Below are 20,785 nucleotides of genomic sequence, written 5' to 3' on the forward strand. Positions count from 1 at the left end.
TTTTTAGGGAGCACAAGCACTGTGTTCCCTATTTTTTAGAGGATATTGATTTACAAAAGGCAGTTTCTTACGCATAATAAGAGACGGTATAGTTTACACTTGGAGGTTATCATGAGCAAACCGAAATATAATCGCATTGTACTGAAGCTAAGTGGCGAAGCACTAGCAGGTGATGCTGGAAATGGAATTAACCCAACTGTCATTCATTCAATTGCAAAGCAAGTAAAAGAAATTGCAGAGCTAGATGTTGAGGTTGCAGTTGTTGTAGGCGGAGGAAACCTTTGGCGCGGTAAGACAGGTAGTGACTTAGGAATGGACCGTGCAACAGCAGACTACATGGGCATGCTGGCAACAGTGATGAATTCACTCGCGCTACAAGACAGCCTAGAAACGCTTGGCATTCAGTCTAGGGTACAAACCTCTATCGAAATGAGACAGGTTGCAGAACCATACATAAGAAGAAAAGCGATCCGTCATCTTGAGAAGAAACGTGTCGTAATTTTTGCTGCAGGTACTGGTAACCCTTATTTCTCTACAGATACAACGGCAGCACTTCGTGCAGCAGAAATTGAAGCAGATGTCATTTTAATGGCGAAAAATAATGTAGACGGTGTCTACAGTGCTGATCCTCGTACAGATGCGGATGCAGTAAAATATGACAAGCTTTCATATCTTGATGTGCTAAAAGAAGGGCTTGCAGTAATGGATTCTACTGCGTCCTCATTATGTATGGACAATGACATTCCATTAATCGTATTCTCTATTATGGAAGAAGGAAATATTAAACGTGCCGTAAATGGCGAATCAATTGGAACGATTGTGAGGGGGAAATAACGTGTCAAAAGAAGTATTGAACCAAACGAAAGAAAAAATGGAAAAAGCCGTTCAAGCATACGGACGTGAACTTGCAACTGTTCGTGCGGGCAGAGCAAATGCTTCATTGCTTGATAAAGTGACGGTTGATTATTACGGTGCACAAACACCACTTAACCAAATCGCGTCAATCACAGTGCCAGAAGCACGTATGCTGATTATCACACCTTATGATAAAACAGCTATCGGTGATATCGAAAAATCGATCCAAAAGTCTGATCTTGGCATCACGCCAACAAGTGACGGAAATGTGATCCGTATTGCAATTCCTGCACTAACAGAAGAAAGACGTAAAGAGCTTGTGAAAGTGGTAAGAAAATATTCAGAAGAAGCAAAAGTAGCTGTTCGTAATGTTCGTCGTGATGCAAACGATGAGTTGAAAAAGCTCGAGAAAAATGGTGAGATCACTGAAGATGAATTAAGATCATCAACAGAGGATGTTCAAAAATTGACAGATGAATATGTCGCTAAAATTGATGACGTGACGAAAGATAAAGAAAAAGAAATCATGGAAGTTTAAGAAAAAACTATGTACAATAGATAATAGTGAAAAGACCCTCTTCATGTTTACAGGGGGTTTTTTTGTTAATACTGTTGGTGACTATATTATTAGCGGAAACGCAACCTTTTTGGGTGATGGAGGAATCTCATGCTCAATATACTCAAAAATTGGAAGAATCAGCAAACTGCAGCTTCCAACTTAGAAAGTCTGACAAAAGAAGACATATTAAATGGAGAAATTCCTGAACATATCGCCATTATCATGGATGGGAACGGAAGATGGGCAAAAAAACGTGCTCTTCCGCGGGTAGCAGGACATCATGAAGGAATGAAAGTCGTCAAGCGCATGACAAAGCTTGCAAATGAGCTGAATGTCAAAGTGCTGACTTTGTATGCTTTCTCTACAGAAAATTGGAAGCGTCCAAAACTAGAAGTAGACTTTTTAATGAAACTTCCTGAAGAATTTTTAAACATCTACCTGCCCGAGCTCATCGAGGAAAATGTCCGTGTTCGCTTAACAGGTGATCCAGACGGCCTCCCGCAGCATACGAAAAGAGCGGTGGAGAACGCAGTAAAGAGTACGACGAATAACGACGGGCTCATTTTGAATTTTGCGCTCAACTATGGAGGGCGCACAGAAATCGTCTCCGCATGCAGACAAATTTCTGAAAAAGTCAAAGAAGGTAAGCTTCAAGCAGAAGACATCACAGAAGAGATGTTTTCAGCTTATTTAATGACAGAATCTCTTCAAGATCCGGATTTGCTTATTCGCACAAGTGGAGAAATTAGATTAAGCAACTTCATGCTTTGGCAAATTGCGTACAGCGAATTTGTCTTTACGGATGTGCTTTGGCCTGACTTTTCTGATGAGCATCTTATAGGCGCTATCGGAGAATACCAGCGCCGCGGCCGGAGGTTCGGTGGAATTTAGAGGGTGGTGCAGATGAAACAAAGAATTTTGACGGGTGTTTTGGCAGCTGCAGTCTTTTTACTTGCAGTTATATATGGACAGATGCCATTTACCCTGCTGATTTACTTAATGGGAAGTGTCGCTCTCTTTGAGCTTCTAAGAATGAAAAAGATATCGATTTTTAGCTTTCCTGGTATTGTCAGCTTAATATTGCTTTGGCTTTTAATGGGCGGAGAGAATAGCTTCTTCCCGAACGTAGACGCATCAAAAATGCAGATTGCTTTATTTGCAGTCTTAATTCTTTTAACTTATACAGTGTTGAGCAAAAACTCTTTCACATTCGATGAGGTTGCTTTTGTAATATTAGCGACATTATATATTGGTGTCAGTTTCTATTATTTTATTCAAATTAGAGGCTTATATGGCATGAGTGCGATCTTCTTCGCAGCAGTGATTATTTGGTCCACTGACTCAGGTGCCTATTTTATTGGGAAATCGATGGGGAAACGAAAGCTCTGGCCAGAGATCAGCCCAAACAAAACAGTAGAAGGATTTATCGGCGGAATCGTCACAGCGGTCGTGTTGTCATTTGTGTTTCAGGCGGTTACAGGATTTTTGCCATCATATCTGCTCGTTATGTTTATTACGCTTTTGCTCAGTATCTTTGGACAGCTTGGCGACCTTGTGGAATCTGCTTTAAAGCGTCATTACCACGTGAAGGATTCAGGGACAATTCTCCCTGGACATGGCGGGATTTTGGACAGGTTTGACAGCTTTTTATTCGTTCTGCCGTTTTTATATTTATTGCTTGCAACGTTTGCCAGCTAACCTCATAGAAACTTATTGAACGAGAGAAGGAGTGGCAATTTGAGATATATTTCGCTATTAGGCGCAACAGGATCAATTGGAGAACAAACATTAGATGTGATGAGGCAGCACCCAGACAAATTTAAGCTAAAAGCCATGACGTTTGGCCGAAATGTAGACAAAGCCATACCAATCATTGAACAGTTTCAGCCTGAATTTGTCGGATGCTTAAGTGAAGAGGCCTATCACACGCTAAAAGGTCATTCATTTGAATACGATGTCAAGATGGCTGCTGGTGATGAAGCCAACATCGAAGCAGCGACCTATGAAGCAGTGGACGTTGTGGTCAATGCCCTTGTCGGAAGTGTCGGGCTTGTTCCAACATTAAAGGCCATTGAACAAAAAAAGACGATTGCACTCGCAAATAAGGAAACACTTGTGACAGCTGGTCATATAGTAAAAGAGTACGCGAAAAGATATGATGTACCTTTACTTCCTGTCGATAGTGAGCATTCCGCTATTTTTCAATGCCTGCAAGGTGAACAAGCTAAAAACATTGAACGCTTAATCGTGACAGCCTCAGGTGGTAGTTTCCGAGATAAAAAACGAACTGAACTTGAAGGTGTTACGGTTGAAGAAGCGCTGAACCACCCAAACTGGTCGATGGGAGCGAAAATTACCATTGATTCAGCGACGATGATGAATAAAGGGCTCGAGGTGATTGAGGCACATTGGTTGTTTGATATACCGTATGAACAAATTGATGTGCTGTTACATAAAGAGAGCATTATCCATTCGATGGTGGAATTTCACGACAAAAGCGTCATGGCTCAGTTAGGGACACCTGACATGAGAGTGCCCATTCAATATGCACTCACATACCCTGACAGGGCGCCATTACCAGAAGCAAAATCATTGAACCTTTGGGAGATTGGACAATTGAATTTCCAAAAAGCGGATTTTGACAGGTATCGCTGCTTACATTTTGCTTATGAATCAGGTAAAATAGGAGGGACAATGCCTGCTGTGCTCAATGCAGCAAATGAAATGGCAGTCGATGCATTTCTGAAAGGCAAAGTAACATTCCTGCAAATTGAAGAATTGATTGAAAAGGCACTAAACAGACATCATGTGATTTCAACGCCTAGTTTGCAAGATATCCATGAAGTGGACAAAGATACACGAGACTTTGTTCAATCAATCCTCACATAAGGTGGTATGTTCGTGAATACAGTGATTGCGTTTATTATTATTTTTGGAACGCTCGTTTTTTTCCACGAGCTTGGCCATTTAATTATGGCGCAGCGAGCGGGGATTTTATGCCGTGAGTTCGCAATTGGTTTTGGGCCGAAGATTTTCTCCTTTAAACGAAAAGAAACCGTTTATACCATTAGACTTCTCCCTATTGGCGGATTTGTTAAAATGGCAGGAGAGGACCCTGAAGTCATTGAAATTAAACCAGGTCATACAGTGGGGCTCTTATTCAATGAGCAAAATGAAGTAGAAAAAATCATTTTAAATGATAAAGAAAAATATCCTGATGCACTTGTCATCGAAGTTGAGCAGATTGATTTAGATCATGCCATGAGAATCTCAGGATATGAAGCTGGAAATGAAGATATTTTGACTGGCTACAATGTAAGTCAAACAAGCTTTTATATTGCAGATGGTGAAGAGATTCAAATCGCACCGTACAATCGTCAATTTGGATCAAAAACGGTATGGCAGCGTATTAAAGCGATCGCAGCTGGACCGATTATGAACTTTATCTTGGCGTATGTGATTTTAGTTGCTTTAGGGTTTATTCAAGGGGTCACCGTTGATGATCCTGTACTCGGCAAGCTGACGAAAGACGGCCGAGCGGCAGAAGCTGGACTCATGCAGGGAGACCACATCGTGTCCATTAACGGGGATAAAATGAATTCTTGGACAGATGTCGTTCAAACCGTTCAAAAGAACCCTGAGAAAAAAATGAATGTCGTCATTGACCGAGACGGCAAAGAAAGCACTGTGCAGGTTGTACCAGAAGCTGTGAAAGCAGACGGAAAAAACATTGGCCGTTTCGGATCTTATCCGCCAACGGAAAATGGATTTCTGAAGGTTATTTCATCCTCAGGAACGACTGTGATTTCAACAGCAGGTCTGATTTTAACGAACTTACAAAAGATTGTCACAGGGCAATTTTCACTAGATATGTTAGCAGGTCCTGTTGGGATCTATGACATGACAGGAGAAGTAGCTAAGCAAGGTGTGTTAACATTAATGCAGTTTGCGGCGTTCCTTAGTATTAACTTAGGTATCGTGAATTTATTGCCGATTCCTGCACTAGACGGAGGACGTTTACTATTCTTGTTTGTTGAAGCCATTCGCGGTAAACCAATTAATCGTGAGAAAGAAGCACTTGTTGTCTTTATCGGTGTTGCATTCCTCATGCTGTTAATGCTAGTGGTTACGTGGAATGACATCCAGCGATTATTTTTATAAAACCAATGTCTCTTGTTTCTCATTACGGGAAACAAGAGTTTTTGTGAGAAGTCCTATTTCATAAATGAGGTGTAACGACATGAGACAATCCCTGACTTTCATACCAACTCTTCGAGAGGTGCCAGCAGATGCTGAGGCAAAAAGTCACCAGCTCTTAGTAAGAGCTGGGTTCATTAGACAAAACACAAGCGGAATCTATCATTATCTGCCGCTTGCTCATAAAGTCATCCAGCATATTCAATCCATCGTTCGCAAGGAGATGGAAAAGGCGGGAGCAGCTGAGCTGTTAATGCCAGTGCTGCAGCAGGCAGAAATGTGGCAAGAGTCAGGAAGATGGTATACATACGGTCCAGAATTGATGCGTATGAAAGATCGTCATGGCCGTGAGTTTGCACTTGGCCCAACGCACGAAGAAGTGATTACATCACTTGTACGCAGCGAAGTGAAATCGTATAAGAAGCTTCCTTTAACTCTTTATCAAATTCAATCAAAATTCCGCGACGAACAGAGACCGCGTTTTGGGCTACTGCGCGGACGTGAATTTATTATGAAGGATGCGTACTCATTCCATTCTTCACCAGAAAGCCTTGATGACACTTACAACAAGATGTTTACAGCTTACTCCAATGTATTCTCAAAAGTAGGTCTTAATTTTAGACCAGTTATTGCAGATTCTGGTGCAATGGGAGGAAAAGATACACATGAGTTTATGGCACTGTCAGAAGTAGGAGAAGATACAATCGCATACTCTGATACATCTTCCTATGCTGCGAACATTGAAATGGCTGAAGCTGTATATCAAGGAGAAGAAGCAAATCCTGCGGACTTCAAAGAACTTGAAAAAGTCCATACACCGCAAGCAAAAACGATTCAAGACATCGCTGGATTTTTAGAAGTTGATCCTTCTCTTTGTATCAAGTCTGTTTTGTTTAAAGCAGATGATGCGTATGTTCTCATCCTGACGAGAGGCGACCATGAAGTAAATGATGTGAAAGTGAAAAACTTGGTAGGAGCACAGCTTGTAGAGCTTGCTACTCGCGAAGAAGTACTAGAAGTCATTGGAACAGAGCCTGGATTTGTTGGTCCAGTGAAGCTGGAAGCAGAAGTCGATATTTATGCAGACCTTGCGGTTAAAGGCATGACAAATGCTGTTGCAGGTGCAAACGAAGCGGATTATCACTATATCAATGTCAATCCTGCGCGTGATGTGTCAGTGAAAGAATTCACAGATCTCCGTTTGATCCAAGAAGGCGACGTTTCTCCAGATGGAGAAGGCACAATCCAGTTTGCTAAAGGGATTGAAGTAGGACAAGTCTTTAAACTAGGCACTCGTTATTCTGAGTCAATGGATGCGACGTACCTTGATGAGAATGGTCGAGCGCAGCCAATGATTATGGGCTGCTATGGTATCGGTATCTCTAGAACGCTTTCAGCGATTGTTGAACAGCATCACGATGAGAAAGGAATCATTTGGCCGGAAGCTGTTGCGCCATATGACCTTCATCTCCTTGCATTAAATATGAAAAACGATGCTCAAAAAGAGCTAGCTGAAACGTTATACGAGCGCTTAGAAGATGAGGGCTTTGACGTACTTTTCGATGACCGTCAGGAGCGAGCAGGCGTGAAATTTGCAGACAGTGATTTAATTGGGCTGCCAATTCGCATTAGCTGCGGAAAACGTTCAGAAGAAGGCATTGTTGAAGTGAAGTTTAGAAAATCAGGGGAATCACACGAAGTATCTGTTGATGAGCTGATTTCTTTTATACGCCAAGCATAAAAAACGAACAAAAAAATGAAGGTACCTCCTGTAGAAAAGAGGTACCTTTCTGATTGACAAAAGGAGGGTCCTGTCTTGGATGAACAATTACCGATCACACGGCGGCAATTTCATATATTACTCAATCAGATTCAAATGACAGATGATGACCTCAGTCGTTACTTTGAAGAAGGAGAAATCGTCAAATTGACGGTGCATAAGGCGGCGAAAACGTGGCATTTCCTTTTTAAATTTAAGGCGCTTTTGCCTTACAAGGTATATGCAATGTTTCTCAGCAGGCTGACAAATGCATTTTCTCATATTGCACAAGTCACTTGCACGATTGAAGTCAATGATTCGAGCATCTCTGAAGAGCTCGTTCAATCGTATTGGTCACATTGTGTGGAAGAGCTTCAAGGAATTTCTCCTCCAATTATCAGCTTGCTTCAGCAGCAAAAACCATCGCTGTCTGGACATAAAATCATCATCAAAACGAAAAGCGAAACAGAGGCTTTGGCCATCAAGAAGAAGTACAGTCCAATGCTCCAGGCTGCTTTTAAACAAGTAGGCTTTCCAGAATTGCAATTTGATACAGAAATTTTTGTATCAGATCAAGAGATTCAGAAGTTCAGAGAACAAAAGCTTGCAGAAGATCAAGAAAGAGCGATGCAAGCCCTCACTGAGATGGAGAAGAAGGAAAGTGAGGAGCAGGAAGAAGGTCCGTCTGGCCCACTCATGATTGGCTATCAAATTAAAGACAATGAAGAAATTCGTACGCTTGATAGTATTATGGATGAGGAAAGAAGAATCACCGTCCAGGGCTACGTATTCGATGCAGAAACGCGTGAGCTGAAAAGCGGCAGAACGCTTTGTATCTTTAAAATTACAGATTATACAAACAGTATTTTAATTAAAATGTTTGCAAGAGAAAAAGAAGATGCCCAGCTGATGAAATCATTGAAAAAAGGCATGTGGGTCAAAGCAAGAGGAAGCATTCAAAACGATACGTTTGTCAGAGACCTTGTCATGATTGCCAATGACGTCAATGAAATGAAACCTCAGCTGAAAGAGGATACGGCACCTGAGGGTGAAAAGCGTGTCGAACTTCATTTGCATTCCCCAATGAGTCAAATGGATGCTGTTACTGGCATTGGCAAGTTGGTGGAACAAGCAAAAAAATGGGGACATGAAGCGATTGCTCTGACGGATCATGCGGTTGTACAATCCTTCCCAGATGCCTATGCAGCAAGTAAAAAGCATGACATCAAAATGATGTATGGTGTGGAAATCAACTTGGTTGACGACGGAGTACCTATTGCCTATAATCCAGAGCACCGTTTGTTAGAGGATGCAACATATGTTGTATTTGACGTAGAGACAACTGGACTTTCAGCTGTGTATGACACGATTATTGAGCTGGCAGCAGTGAAAATAAAGGGCGGAGAAATCATTGACCGTTTTGAGGCATTTGCAAATCCTCATCACCCACTATCAGCGACAACGATCGAATTAACAGGTATCACGGATGATATGGTCAGAGATGCTCCAGATGTCGTCGATGTCGTACGGGATTTCAAAGAATGGATTGGACAAGATATCCTTGTTGCGCACAATGCAAGCTTTGATATGGGCTTTTTAAATACAGCGTACAAACGCCTGTTAAAAACAGATAAAGCGTCAAACCCTGTGATTGATACACTGGAACTTGGCCGATTCCTTTACCCTGAATTTAAGAATCACCGGCTGAACACACTTTGTAAAAAGTTCGATATAGAACTGACGCAGCATCACCGGGCCATTTACGATGCAGAGGCGACAGGCTACCTCATGCTGAAAATGCTAAAAGATGCGGCTGAAAAGGATATTGCCTATCACGATCAATTGAATGAAAACATGGGTCAGTCTAATGCTTACCAGCGCTCACGTCCTTACCATGCCATTCTGATCGCACAAAATGAGACAGGGCTGAAAAATTTATTCAAGCTTGTTTCTCTTTCTCATATTCATTATTTCTACCGAGTGCCGCGCATTCCGCGCTCACAGCTTGAGAAATATCGAGAAGGTTTAATTATTGGGTCTGCCTGTGATAAGGGTGAAGTGTTTGAAGGGATGATGCAAAAATCACCTGATGAGGTTGAAGACATTGCAGCATTTTATGACTATTTAGAAGTTCATCCGCCAGAAGTGTATCAGCATCTGCTACAGCTGGAGCTTGTTCGAGATGAACGTGCGTTAAAAGAAATCATCACAAACATTGTGAAGCTTGGCGAAAAGCTGAATAAACCAGTCGTAGCAACCGGAAATGTGCATTATCTGCATCCAGAAGACAAAATTTATCGTAAAATCTTAATTTCATCACAAGGTGGAGCAAATCCGCTGAATCGTCATGAACTGCCAAAAGTTCATTTTAGAACGACAGATGAAATGCTTGAAGCATTCTCCTTTCTAGGAGAGGAAAAAGCGAAAGAGATCGTCGTGACGAATACGAAAAAAGTCTCTGAGATGGTCGAAAGCATTAAACCAATCAAAGATGACCTATACACACCAAAAATTGAAGGTGCAGATGAAGAAGTACGGGAAATGAGCTATCAAATGGCGCGCAGCATCTATGGAGATGATTTGCCGAAAATCGTAGAAGACCGTATTGAGAAAGAATTAAAAAGTATTATCGGGCATGGATTCGCCGTTATTTACTTAATCTCTCATAAGCTTGTAAAGAAATCACTTGATGACGGATATCTTGTTGGTTCAAGGGGATCTGTCGGCTCATCTCTTGTTGCAACTTTAACAGAGATTACCGAAGTGAACCCGCTTGCGCCGCATTATGTATGTCCAAGCTGTAAGCATTCCGAGTTCTTTAACGACGGATCTGTTGGTTCAGGCTTTGACCTTCCTGACAAGGACTGCCCGGAATGTGGCACGCCGTACAAAAAAGACGGGCATGATATTCCGTTTGAAACGTTCTTAGGTTTTAAAGGAGACAAAGTCCCTGATATCGACTTGAACTTCTCAGGTGAATATCAGCCGATTGCCCATAACTATACGAAAGAGCTGTTCGGTGAAGAGTATGTATACCGAGCAGGTACGATTGGTACTGTTGCAGAAAAAACAGCATATGGTTACGTGAAAGGCTACGCTGGAGATCATAATCTTCATATGAGGGGCGCAGAAATCGACCGGCTTGTACAAGGCTGTACAGGGGTAAAACGGACAACGGGCCAGCATCCAGGCGGTATTATTGTAGTGCCGGATTATATGGACATTTACGATTTCTCACCTATTCAATTTCCAGCAGATGCGACAGGTTCTGATTGGAAAACGACGCATTTTGATTTCCACTCAATCCATGACAACTTGCTCAAACTTGATATATTAGGGCACGATGATCCTACGGTTATTCGTATGCTTCAGGATTTAAGCGGAATTGATCCAAAGACGATTCCAACAGATGATCCAGAAGTGATGAAAATTTTCCAAGGAACAGAGCCTCTTGGTGTAACAGAGGAGCAAATTGGCTGTAAAACAGGTACACTCGGTATTCCAGAGTTTGGGACAAGGTTTGTTCGGCAAATGCTTGAGGATACAAAACCAACAACCTTCTCAGAGCTTGTTCAGATCTCTGGATTATCACACGGGACGGATGTATGGCTAGGGAACGCGCAAGAGCTCATTCACAATAAAACGTGTGAACTAAGTGAAGTGATTGGGTGCCGTGACGATATTATGGTCTATCTCATCTATCAGGGCTTAGAGCCGTCACTTGCCTTTAAAATCATGGAGTCTGTTCGTAAAGGAAAAGGACTTCCCCCTGAATGGGAAGAAGAAATGAAGAATAATAATGTACCGAACTGGTATATTGATTCTTGTAAAAAGATCAAATACATGTTCCCTAAGGCCCACGCAGCTGCTTACGTATTAATGGCTGTACGGATTGCCTACTTTAAGGTGCATCATGCACTTTTATACTATGCGGCTTATTTTACCGTTCGTGCAGATGACTTTGATATTGAAACAATGACAAAAGGATCGAATGCGATTCGAGCGGTCATGGACGATATTAACTCAAAAGGTTTAGATGCTTCACCGAAAGAAAAGAACCTATTAACTGTACTAGAGCTTGCCCTTGAAATGTGTGAAAGAGGCTACCATTTCAAAAAAGTGGATCTCTATCGATCAAGTGCAACAGAGTTTATCATTGATGGAGATGGATTAATTCCGCCATTCAACTCAATCCCTGGACTCGGAACGAACGTTGCGTTAAATATTGTTCGCGCACGTCAAGATGGGGAATTCCTTTCAAAAGAGGATTTACAAAAACGCGGAAAAGTGTCGAAAACGATTCTAGAATATTTAGATCGTCAAGGCTGCTTAGAAGCACTTCCTGATCAAAACCAGCTTTCTTTGTTTTAATGCGATCAATGAAGAGCGCCCTTAAAGGGGCGTTTCTTTTTTATATATACAATAATATTATTATGTTAACTAATAAAGAATTTCCACCAAATGGAATCATTTTCTAATTCATTCATATACCTTGATTTAGCGTGATGTTTTAAAAGAAGAGATTGTATGTCATTCTTTCTACCCAAATAGAGCAAAAAAGAGAATTTCGCCGTCTGAAATGTTCTCAATCGACATATGATCATTCTGGGTACAGTCACAGAAAGAATCAAGAGAAAAAAACTTCGATGAGCGCAAAGCTGATTGCTGTTTACTATGCTTATTTTTGAAACATATTTGATTCTTTTCAAAGCTGTTCAAATCACGTTCTGAATCAAAGGAGGTGGCTTGTCTATTCATGTTTGACTAAATAGAAGGGGTGAGTCATACAGAAATGGCATCGTATAACTATGTAGAGGTTCTTCAAAAATCCTTGTTGTTTTATGAAGCGCAGCGGTCTGGAAAACTGCCTAAAAGCAGCCGTCTCAACTGGCGGGGAGATTCTGGACTAGAGGACGGGAAGGATGTAGGGCATGACTTAACTGGCGGCTGGTATGACGCAGGTGATCATGTGAAATTTGGACTTCCAATGGCGTACTCAGCAGCTGTGCTTGCATGGACAGTATATGAATACCGAGAAGCCTATGAAGAGGCAGAACTGCTTGATGACATCCTCGATCAAATCAGGTGGGCAACAGATTATTTTTTGAAAGCTCATACAGGTCCGAACGAGTTTTGGGCGCAGGTAGGTGATGGGAACGCTGATCATGCTTGGTGGGGACCGGCAGAAGTGATGCCGATGAGCCGGCCAGCTTTTAAAATTGATGAAAATTGTCCAGGAACAGAAGTGGCCGCACAAACTGCGGCAGCTTTAGCAGCGGGCTCTATCATTTTTAAAGAGACAGATGCCCCTTATGCAGCAAAGCTTCTGACGCACGCGAAACAGCTGTATGCATTTGCGGACAGGTATCGCGGCGAGTATACAGATTGTGTCACAAACGCTCAGCCGTTTTACAACTCATGGAGCGGCTATATTGATGAACTCATTTGGGGCGGAATCTGGCTGTACTTGGCAACAAATGAAGAAACCTATTTAAATCAAGCATTAAAAGCAGTAGAGGAATGGCCGAAGGATTGGGATTATACGTTTACCATGTCCTGGGACAATACTTTTTTTGCTTCGCAAATCTTACTCGCCAGAATCACGAAAGAGAATCGATTTATAGAATCGACAGAGCGTAATCTTGATTACTGGACCACAGGTTTTGTTCAAAATGGAAAAGTCGAAAGAATCACTTATACGCCTGGCGGTTTGGCATGGCTTGATCAATGGGGCTCGCTTCGTTATACAGCAAATGCAGCATTTTTAGCCTTTGTTTACGCTGATTGGGTGTCAGATGAAGAAAAAAAGAATCGATACCAAACGTTTGCGATCAACCAAACTCACTATATGCTTGGTGATAATCCGCTTAATAGAAGCTATGTCGTTGGGTTTGGCCAGAACCCGCCGAAGCATCCACACCACCGAACTGCACACGGTTCATGGTCTAATCAGCTGACAAATCCTTCGAATCATCGTCACACTCTTTATGGGGCGCTCGTTGGCGGACCAAATGCACAGGATCAATATGACGATGACATCTCTGATTATGTATCAAACGAGGTGGCGACGGACTATAATGCCGCTTTTACAGGAAATATAGCCAAAATGGTGCAGCTGTTTGGAAAAGGGCAATCAAAGCTGCCCAATTTCCCGCCTCAAGAACAACCAGAGGATGAGTTTTTTGTAGAGGCAGCAGTGATGAATAACGATGCAACATCTACTCAAGTAAAGGCGGTTCTATACAACCGGTCCGGATGGCCGGCGAGACGTAGTCAAACGCTCTCCTTTAGATATTACGTCAATCTGAGTGAGGTCTTTGCAAAGGGATTCACTGAAAAAGATATTCAAGTGACAGCCGCCTACAATGAAGGCGCTTCCTTATCTCCGCTCAAGGTATATGACGCATCAGCTCACGTGTATTATGCAGAAATTGATTTTACAGGCGTAGCGATTTTTCCTGGAGGAGAATCAGAGCATAAGAAGGAAATACAATTTCGATTATCTGCACCAAATGGGTCGAATATATGGGATGCCTCAAATGATTATTCCTTTCAAGGCTTAACATCCAATATGCAAAAAACAACGAGAATTCCTGTTTTTGATGATGGTGCTTTAGTATTTGGTACACTTCCAGACAAATAAAAATCAAGATTTTTTGAAAGGGTGAAGGATTTGTCAAACAAAGAACGGTTTTTAACGCTTTATCATCAAATTAAAAGTGATGGGAATGGATATTTTTCATCAGAAGGAATTCCGTATCATTCAATTGAGACGCTTATTTGCGAAGCGCCTGATTATGGGCATATGACAACGTCAGAAGCGTATAGCTATTGGCTGTGGCTAGAGGTGTTGTACGGACATTACACAGGGGATTGGAGCAAATTAGAGGCAGCCTGGGACAATATGGAGAAGTACATCATCCCAGTAAATGAAGATGGAAATGATGAGCAGCCGCATATGAGCGCCTACAATCCTTCTAGCCCAGCCACATACGCAGCGGAAAAACCATATCCAGATCAATATCCTAGTCAGCTGAGCGGAGCTCGTCCTGCTGGTCAAGATCCGATTGATGGTGAATTGAAATCAACCTATGGAACGAATGAAACGTATTTAATGCACTGGCTGCTTGATGTCGATAACTGGTATAAATATGGGAACTTACTCAATCCATCACATACAGCCGCATATGTAAACACGTTCCAGCGCGGGCCGCAGGAATCTGTATGGGAGGCGATCCCACATCCATCACAAGATGATCAATCTTTTGGGAAGCCAAATGAAGGCTTTATGAGCTTGTTCACAAAAGAAAACCAAGCACCAGCTGCTCAGTGGCGCTATACCAATGCGACGGATGCTGATGCGCGTGCAATACAAGCGATGTATTGGGCAAAGGAACTCGGCTACAATAATTCAACCTATCTTGATAAAGCGAAAAAAATGGGTGATTTTCTCCGTTACGGTATGTACGATAAGTATTTTCAAACGATTGGAAGCGGCAAGCAAGGGAATCCGTACCCTGGAAACGGAAAGGGTGCCTGTCATTACTTAATGGCGTGGTATACCTCTTGGGGCGGAGGACTTGGCGACTATGCAAACTGGTCATGGCGTATCGGAGCGAGCCACTGCCACCAAGGGTATCAAAACCCTGTCGCCGCTTATGCTTTGTCCTCAGACAAAGGTGGTTTAAAGCCATCTTCCGCTACCGGTGCAAGCGATTGGGAAAAAACATTAAAAAGGCAGCTTGAATTTTATGTATGGCTGCAATCAAAAGAGGGAGCGATAGCAGGAGGCGCAACCAATAGCTGGAATGGAGACTATAGTGCATATCCGGCGGGAAGAAGTACTTTTTACGATATGGCATACGAGGATGCACCTGTTTACCATGATCCACCTTCTAATAACTGGTTCGGGATGCAGGCATGGCCGATGGAACGCGTAGCAGAGCTTTATTATATTTTTGTGAAAGATGGAGACAAAACTTCTGAAAATGTCCAAATGGCGAAATCTTGTATCACAAAATGGGTCGACTATGCATTAGATTACATTTTTATCGGCAGCCGTCCTGTGTCGGATGAAGAGGGGTATTTCTTAGATGACCAAGGACAAAGAATTCTAGGAGGAACAAATGCTGCTGTTGCTACAACGAGTGCACCTGGCGAGTTTTGGCTTCCTGGAAATATTGCTTGGAGCGGACAGCCTGACACGTGGAATGGATTCCAGTCTGCAACAGGAAATCCAAACCTAACAGCTGTCACAAAAGATCCAACTCAGGATACGGGCGTACTAGGGAGTCTCGTCAAGGCTTTAACATTCTTTGCTGCTGCTACTAAGCTAGAAACAGGGGATTATACAGCGCTTGGCGTAAAAGCGAAAGATGCAGCCGCACAGCTCCTTGAGGTGGCGTGGAATTACAATGATGGCGTGGGCATTGTGACAGAGGAAGACAGAGAGGACTATGACCGCTTCTTTAAAAAAGAAGTGTATTTCCCAAATGGTTGGAGCGGGACCTTTGGTCAAGGGAATCAGATTCCTGGATCAAGCACTATTCCTTCTGATCCGCAGCGAGGAGGTAATGGGGTCTATACGAGTTTTGCTGATCTTCGTCCAAACATTAAACAAGATCCAGCATGGTCTTCACTCGAGAGTAAATATCAGTCTTCATATAATGAAGCAACAGGCAAATGGGAGAATGGGGCACCGGTTTTCACCTATCACCGTTTTTGGTCACAAGTGGATATGGCCACTGCCTACGCAGAATATCATCGTCTAATCAACTAGCAGGTGAAATTTAAGCTGCCGGTTTCTTTGAGCCGGCAGTTTGTTTAAGAAATATAAATACAGTGAAGATAAGGGTGTTTTTACATGGTCAAAGAAAGAAGTTTTCTTCATCAATCAATAAACAAGGGCGAAAATGAGCAGATCAATCTGATGTGGAAAAAAGAGGCGAATGATCGAATCTCAGAGCATAGACAAAGAGATCTTGAAATAAACGTCACAAATCACGATAAAAAGCCAATAGCAGGAATAGAGGTTGAGTTGAAGCAAATTAGGCATGAATTTGCATTTGGTTCAGCGATGAATGACCAAGTGTTATTTAATCAACAATATGCCGATTTTTTTGTGAAGCATTTTAATTGGGCTGTTTTTGAAAATGAGGCAAAATGGTATGCAAATGAGCCGGAAAGAGGGAGAATCACCTACGAAAAAGCAGATGCGATGCTGAATTTTGCAGATAAACATCAACTTCCAGTAAGGGGGCACGCTTTATTTTGGGAGGTAGAGGACGCCAATCCAAGCTGGCTGAGGTCACTACCGAATCACGAAGTGTATGAAGCCATGAAAAACCGGCTTGAGCATGCGGGCAATCACTTTAAAGGAAGATTCCGTCACTGGGATGTAAACAATGAAATGATGCATGGTTCATTTTTTAAAGACCGCTTCGGGAAAAATATTTGGAAATGGATGTATGAAGAAACGAAAAAAATTGACCCTCAAGCACGATTGTTTGTGAATGATTATAATGTGATCTCATATGGTGAGCACCATGCTTATAAAGCACATATCAATGAACTTCGTCAGTTAGGCGCACCTATTGAGGCGATTGGTGTACAAGGGCATTTTGAAGAACGGGTCGATCCAGCCGTTGTAAAAGAGAGGCTCGATGTGCTTGCTGAGCTTGGACTTCCTATATGGGTTACAGAGTACGACTCTGTTCACCCTGACGCTAATAGAAGAGCGGATAACCTAGAGGCTTTATATCGCGTCGCATTTAGTCATCCAGCCGTAAAAGGAGTGCTAATGTGGGGATTTTGGGCAGGTGCCCATTGGAGAGGTGAGCATGCGGCCATCGTGAATTACGATTGGTCTTTAAATGAAGCAGGTAGACGTTACGAAAAGCTTCTAAATGAGTGGACGACACAAAGAGTTGAAAAAACAGATGCTAATGGCAATGTGACATGTCGAGCATTTCACGGGACATATGAGATTCGAATCGGTAAAGAAAGTAAACTGTTGAAACAGCAGACAATTGAACTTGATTCAAATGAACAAACACCACTTCGGCTAGATGTGATCATACCTGAAGAAGGATAGATTGTGAGGAGAATGTAAATGAAAAAGTGGACTCAAAGAGTGTCCTTCTTCATACTTGTGGTCGCTATATGGGCCGGATGGTTTTCACTGACGATTAAAGCCGCCGCTTATGTACAGACGTCTGGCACACAATTTACGTTGAACAATCAACCATTTTACTTTGCTGGTACAAATAATTACTATTTCCATTACAAATCTAAAAAGATGGTAGATGCAGTGTTCGATGATATGAAAGCAATGAATTTAAAGGTCTTACGTATTTGGGGATTTCACGACGGAGCCCCTCAAGAAAACTCCGTTTTACAATCTAGTCCAGGGGTCTATGAAGAATCGGGTTTTCAAAAACTAGATTATGCGATTTATAAAGCGGGGCAGGAAGGAATAAAACTTGTCATCCCACTAGTGAACAATTGGGATGACTTTGGCGGGATGAATCAATACGTAAAGTGGTTCAATGCAGGATCACATGATGCCTTTTATACAGATCCTCGTATTCAACATGCTTACAAAAATTATGTGCGTTATGTTTTAGAAAGAACGAATACGTACACAGGTGTTCAATATAAGGACGATCCAGCTATTATGACTTGGGAACTAGCCAATGAGCCGCGTGTGCAGTCAGATCCAACGGGTAATATACTAGTCAAATGGGCAGATGAAATGAGTACATGGGTCAAATCGCTGGATCGTCACCATCTTGTTGCAGTAGGAGATGAAGGATTTTTTCGCATACCAGGCCATGAAGATTGGTTTTACAGAGGCGGAGAAGGCGTCGATTGGGACCGTTTGACAGCTCTCTCTAATATCGATTATGGAACCTACCATCTGTACCCAGATCATTGGAACAAGTCTGCTGCTTGGGGAGTGAAATGGATCGAAGACCATATCACCCGCGGGAAGACAATCGGAAAACCAGTTGTGTTAGAAGAGTTTGGCTATCAAAATCAATCAGCACGTCCTGACGTATACCAAAGCTGGCTGTCAGAGGTTGAGCGGCTCGGAGGGGCTGGTAGTCAATTTTGGATTTTAACAAGCATTCAAGACGATGATTCTCTCTATCCCGATTATGACGGTTTCCGCATCATAAAAGGGAGCAGGGAGGCAGCCCTTATCAGTGAACATGCGAAAAGAATGAACGAAAAGAACTGATGGCGAATGCTTGCTGAATAAGGAACTTCATTTGCTGTTTATATTGCTTAAACCAAGTTTTCAGAAAGGATCAAGTGACAGAAGGTATTTATGAGATTTCGTTCCCCATAAAAAAGGAGGTGGTTATTTTTATTTTTTATCTTAATTTGTAAAAAACATTTCCAATAACTTGACTAAATGGAAATTTAATTCTATACTCTGTAGTACAGAGTTCTTTGTGGAAGAGGAGTTTATTTATGCCGAATGAAAAATCGAATAATTCAGAAATATTAGAGAATTTATCTCATATCAAGACGATTACAAACTATAAAACAGAGTATTGTAAACAAACAAGTATTTATTTTATCATTTGGGGCCTTATTTGGATAATGGGGTATTCAATACCTTTACTTTTTGCTAATCCAATAACTATAGGTGTCTTTTGGCTTGTTTTAGGTATTGTGGGCTGGGTTATCACTTTAACTACATATTTTAAACAAAGGAAAATGATACCAATGCCCTTGTTTTTAAGAACTCAATTGCAATACACATGGCTTGGCCTTGGAATCATTTTAGGTATCTTTATTTTTTTAATATGTGTTGGTTTATTACCATATACAGTAGATAATTTACCCTTTTATATTGTTTTATTGGTATCCATAATGTATTTACTTTTAGGTATTGTTCTAGCTAAAGAGATTTTTATTATGGGGTTCTGGTTAAGTGTTTTAGGTGTAACTACATTTTTATTATTTCCTAGTTTAATGAACATTATTTTTGCTTTTATTGGTGGAGGAAGTTTGTTATTAACTGGTGTGATTTTAAAAAGAAAAGGACAAGGAAATGAGTAATGTCAATAGTTTAAATGATTTAATCCATCCAAAAGTCCGGTTAGGGATTATGAGTTTATTAATGATTTATGAAACATGTGATTTTACCTTCTTAAAAGGTTCTTTATCTGTAACAGACGGGAATTTGGGCTCGCATTTAAAAAAATTAGAAGAAGCTGGCTATGTGCTAATTACAAAGACCTTTGTGGATAAAAAACCAAAAACAATAGTTAGTATAACAGATTTAGGAGAGCACGCTTACAAAGAATATTTGAGTGTTATTGAAGCCATTTTAAAAAATAAATGAGATGAAAGGAAAGGGTGCCGAATGTTGAAAATAGAAAACGTCAGTAAAAAATACGGAGCTTCCCAAGCGTTAAGAAGTATTACATTAACGATTCCAGAAGGAGTTTGTTATGGATTAATAGGTCCAAATGGCTCTGGTAAATCAACCTTAATGAAAATTATATCTCATATAATTAAATCTTATGAAGGCAAAGTTGAGCATGTTGGTGAGTCTAAAAGTGCGCTAGGCTACATCCCCCAAGACATCAGCTTGGAGGAAAAATTAACAGCTAAAGTAAATATGGAGTTTTTTGGACAGATCTATGGTTTAAAAGGGAAGAAATTAGATGAAAGAGTAGAAAAAACACTAAAAGATGTAGGGTTGTGGGAAAGAGCAAATGATATAGTTGAACATTTTTCAGGAGGAATGAAACGCCGTTTGAATATTGGCTGCGCTCTCATGCACGCCCCTGAGTTAATTCTTTTAGATGAACCGACAGTGGGGGTAGATCCTCAATCAAGACGCTATATTTTTGACATAATCAACAAATTGAAGGAAGAGGGAAGAACTATTATCTATGTTAGTCATTATATGGAGGAAATAGAGAGTTTATGTGATTATGTGGCTTTCATTGATAAAGGAAAAATTGTTGAAGAAGGAAAAATAGGTGAACTTTTGAATCGTTATGCAGAAACATCTGTCTTTTTTGATTCTATGATTCCTAATAAAACATTAACTAGTCTCGGGTATGACTTTGTAACTTATCAAGGCGGTGTGTTAGTTAAAACAACAAAACCCTTAGAAACTTTAGAAGATTTGGCTAAACTGAGTAAAAAAGAATCATTGGTTCCCCAACAATTATCTTTGTACAGACCTAGACTCGAAGATGTATTTTTTCAATTAACAGGAACAGATTTACGTGATCAATTCCAATAAAAATGTCTTTATGAATGAAAACCACTCTCGTATTTTAATTCATATAACTTATAAGAGTGATTGACATAGTTAAGAGGCATACATCAAACGAACAGAATTACCTTGTGTGAACCTCCAATTTAAAATAATAAGTAGGTTAGTT

The 20,785-nt window shown here is 41.2% G+C and carries 15 protein-coding genes; all 15 read left to right on the forward strand.

Annotation, left to right across the window (positions count from 1 at the left end):
• Positions 1–111 precede the first annotated feature (111 nt).
• On the forward strand, positions 112–834 hold the full coding sequence (pyrH, locus tag QRN39_RS06280; protein ID WP_003210919.1) for a UMP kinase: 723 nt from the start codon (positions 112–114) through the stop codon (positions 832–834).
• A 1-nt stretch (position 835) separates the two neighbouring features.
• Positions 836–1,393: a ribosome recycling factor gene (frr, locus tag QRN39_RS06285; RefSeq protein WP_003212469.1), complete on the forward strand. Its 558-nt coding sequence runs from the start codon at positions 836–838 to the stop codon at positions 1,391–1,393.
• Positions 1,394–1,522: 129 nt separating this feature from the next.
• Positions 1,523–2,305 (forward strand): isoprenyl transferase, encoded by a 783-nt coding sequence (locus tag QRN39_RS06290; RefSeq protein WP_003212321.1) that lies wholly within the window; start codon positions 1,523–1,525, stop codon positions 2,303–2,305.
• 12 nt (positions 2,306–2,317) lie between these two features.
• Entirely contained in the window at positions 2,318–3,112 is a 795-nt protein-coding gene (locus tag QRN39_RS06295; protein ID WP_044141895.1) for a phosphatidate cytidylyltransferase, read from the forward strand.
• Between the two features lie 39 nt (positions 3,113–3,151).
• Positions 3,152–4,303 carry a 1-deoxy-D-xylulose-5-phosphate reductoisomerase gene (dxr, locus tag QRN39_RS06300; protein WP_106032950.1) on the forward strand — a complete coding sequence of 384 codons (1,152 nt, stop codon included), beginning with the start codon at positions 3,152–3,154 and terminating at the stop codon, positions 4,301–4,303.
• Positions 4,304–4,309: 6 nt separating this feature from the next.
• On the forward strand, positions 4,310–5,575 hold the full coding sequence (gene rseP, locus QRN39_RS06305) for an RIP metalloprotease RseP (RefSeq protein WP_106055909.1): 1,266 nt from the start codon (positions 4,310–4,312) through the stop codon (positions 5,573–5,575).
• Positions 5,576–5,654: 79 nt separating this feature from the next.
• Positions 5,655–7,352: a proline--tRNA ligase gene (locus QRN39_RS06310; protein WP_050945032.1), complete on the forward strand. Its 1,698-nt coding sequence runs from the start codon at positions 5,655–5,657 to the stop codon at positions 7,350–7,352.
• A 135-nt stretch (positions 7,353–7,487) separates the two neighbouring features.
• Positions 7,488–11,741 carry a PolC-type DNA polymerase III gene (locus QRN39_RS06315; protein ID WP_233421743.1) on the forward strand — a complete coding sequence of 1,418 codons (4,254 nt, stop codon included), beginning with the start codon at positions 7,488–7,490 and terminating at the stop codon, positions 11,739–11,741.
• A gap of 421 nt (positions 11,742–12,162) precedes the next feature.
• Positions 12,163–14,013 (forward strand): glycoside hydrolase family 9 protein, encoded by a 1,851-nt coding sequence (locus QRN39_RS06320; RefSeq protein ID WP_212045891.1) that lies wholly within the window; start codon positions 12,163–12,165, stop codon positions 14,011–14,013.
• Between the two features lie 30 nt (positions 14,014–14,043).
• Positions 14,044–16,149 (forward strand): glycoside hydrolase family 48 protein, encoded by a 2,106-nt coding sequence (locus QRN39_RS06325; protein ID WP_284906507.1) that lies wholly within the window; start codon positions 14,044–14,046, stop codon positions 16,147–16,149.
• An 84-nt stretch (positions 16,150–16,233) separates the two neighbouring features.
• On the forward strand, positions 16,234–17,463 hold the full coding sequence (locus QRN39_RS06330; protein ID WP_003211457.1) for an endo-1,4-beta-xylanase: 1,230 nt from the start codon (positions 16,234–16,236) through the stop codon (positions 17,461–17,463).
• An 18-nt stretch (positions 17,464–17,481) separates the two neighbouring features.
• On the forward strand, positions 17,482–18,612 hold the full coding sequence (locus QRN39_RS06335) for a glycoside hydrolase 5 family protein (RefSeq protein ID WP_284906510.1): 1,131 nt from the start codon (positions 17,482–17,484) through the stop codon (positions 18,610–18,612).
• A 236-nt stretch (positions 18,613–18,848) separates the two neighbouring features.
• A complete protein-coding gene (locus QRN39_RS06340) occupies positions 18,849–19,442 on the forward strand; it encodes a hypothetical protein (RefSeq protein ID WP_003211448.1) in 594 nt (197 codons plus the stop codon).
• A complete protein-coding gene (locus QRN39_RS06345) occupies positions 19,435–19,728 on the forward strand; it encodes a winged helix-turn-helix domain-containing protein (RefSeq protein WP_034619900.1) in 294 nt (97 codons plus the stop codon). The genes QRN39_RS06340 and QRN39_RS06345 overlap by 8 nt, the downstream gene beginning before the upstream one ends.
• Positions 19,729–19,749: 21 nt before the next feature.
• Positions 19,750–20,643, forward strand: a complete 894-nt coding sequence (locus QRN39_RS06350) for an ABC transporter ATP-binding protein (protein WP_003211121.1) — start codon at positions 19,750–19,752, stop codon at positions 20,641–20,643.
• The last annotated feature ends 142 nt before the right edge of the window (positions 20,644–20,785 follow it).

This window comes from Bacillus sp. lyk4-R2A-2, assembly GCF_030209735.1.
Taxonomy (GTDB): Bacteria; Bacillota; Bacilli; order Bacillales; family Bacillaceae; genus Bacillus; species Bacillus pumilus.

Bases quoted from the DNA above. Each gene is read 5' to 3' on its own strand.
- QRN39_RS06330 (WP_003211457.1), top strand. From the start codon at position 16,234: ATGGTCAAAGAAAGAAGTTTTCTTCATCAATCAATAAACAAGGGCGAA.
- QRN39_RS06350 (WP_003211121.1), top strand. From the start codon at position 19,750: ATGTTGAAAATAGAAAACGTCAGTAAAAAATACGGAGCTTCCCAAGCG.
- QRN39_RS06290 (WP_003212321.1), top strand. From the start codon at position 1,523: ATGCTCAATATACTCAAAAATTGGAAGAATCAGCAAACTGCAGCTTCC.
- QRN39_RS06315 (WP_233421743.1), top strand. From the start codon at position 7,488: ATGACAGATGATGACCTCAGTCGTTACTTTGAAGAAGGAGAAATCGTC.
- QRN39_RS06340 (WP_003211448.1), top strand. From the start codon at position 18,849: ATGCCGAATGAAAAATCGAATAATTCAGAAATATTAGAGAATTTATCT.
- pyrH (WP_003210919.1), top strand. From the start codon at position 112: ATGAGCAAACCGAAATATAATCGCATTGTACTGAAGCTAAGTGGCGAA.
- QRN39_RS06335 (WP_284906510.1), top strand. From the start codon at position 17,482: ATGAAAAAGTGGACTCAAAGAGTGTCCTTCTTCATACTTGTGGTCGCT.
- QRN39_RS06295 (WP_044141895.1), top strand. From the start codon at position 2,318: ATGAAACAAAGAATTTTGACGGGTGTTTTGGCAGCTGCAGTCTTTTTA.
- rseP (WP_106055909.1), top strand. From the start codon at position 4,310: ATGTTCGTGAATACAGTGATTGCGTTTATTATTATTTTTGGAACGCTC.
- QRN39_RS06345 (WP_034619900.1), top strand. From the start codon at position 19,435: ATGAGTAATGTCAATAGTTTAAATGATTTAATCCATCCAAAAGTCCGG.
- QRN39_RS06310 (WP_050945032.1), top strand. From the start codon at position 5,655: ATGAGACAATCCCTGACTTTCATACCAACTCTTCGAGAGGTGCCAGCA.
- QRN39_RS06320 (WP_212045891.1), top strand. From the start codon at position 12,163: ATGGCATCGTATAACTATGTAGAGGTTCTTCAAAAATCCTTGTTGTTT.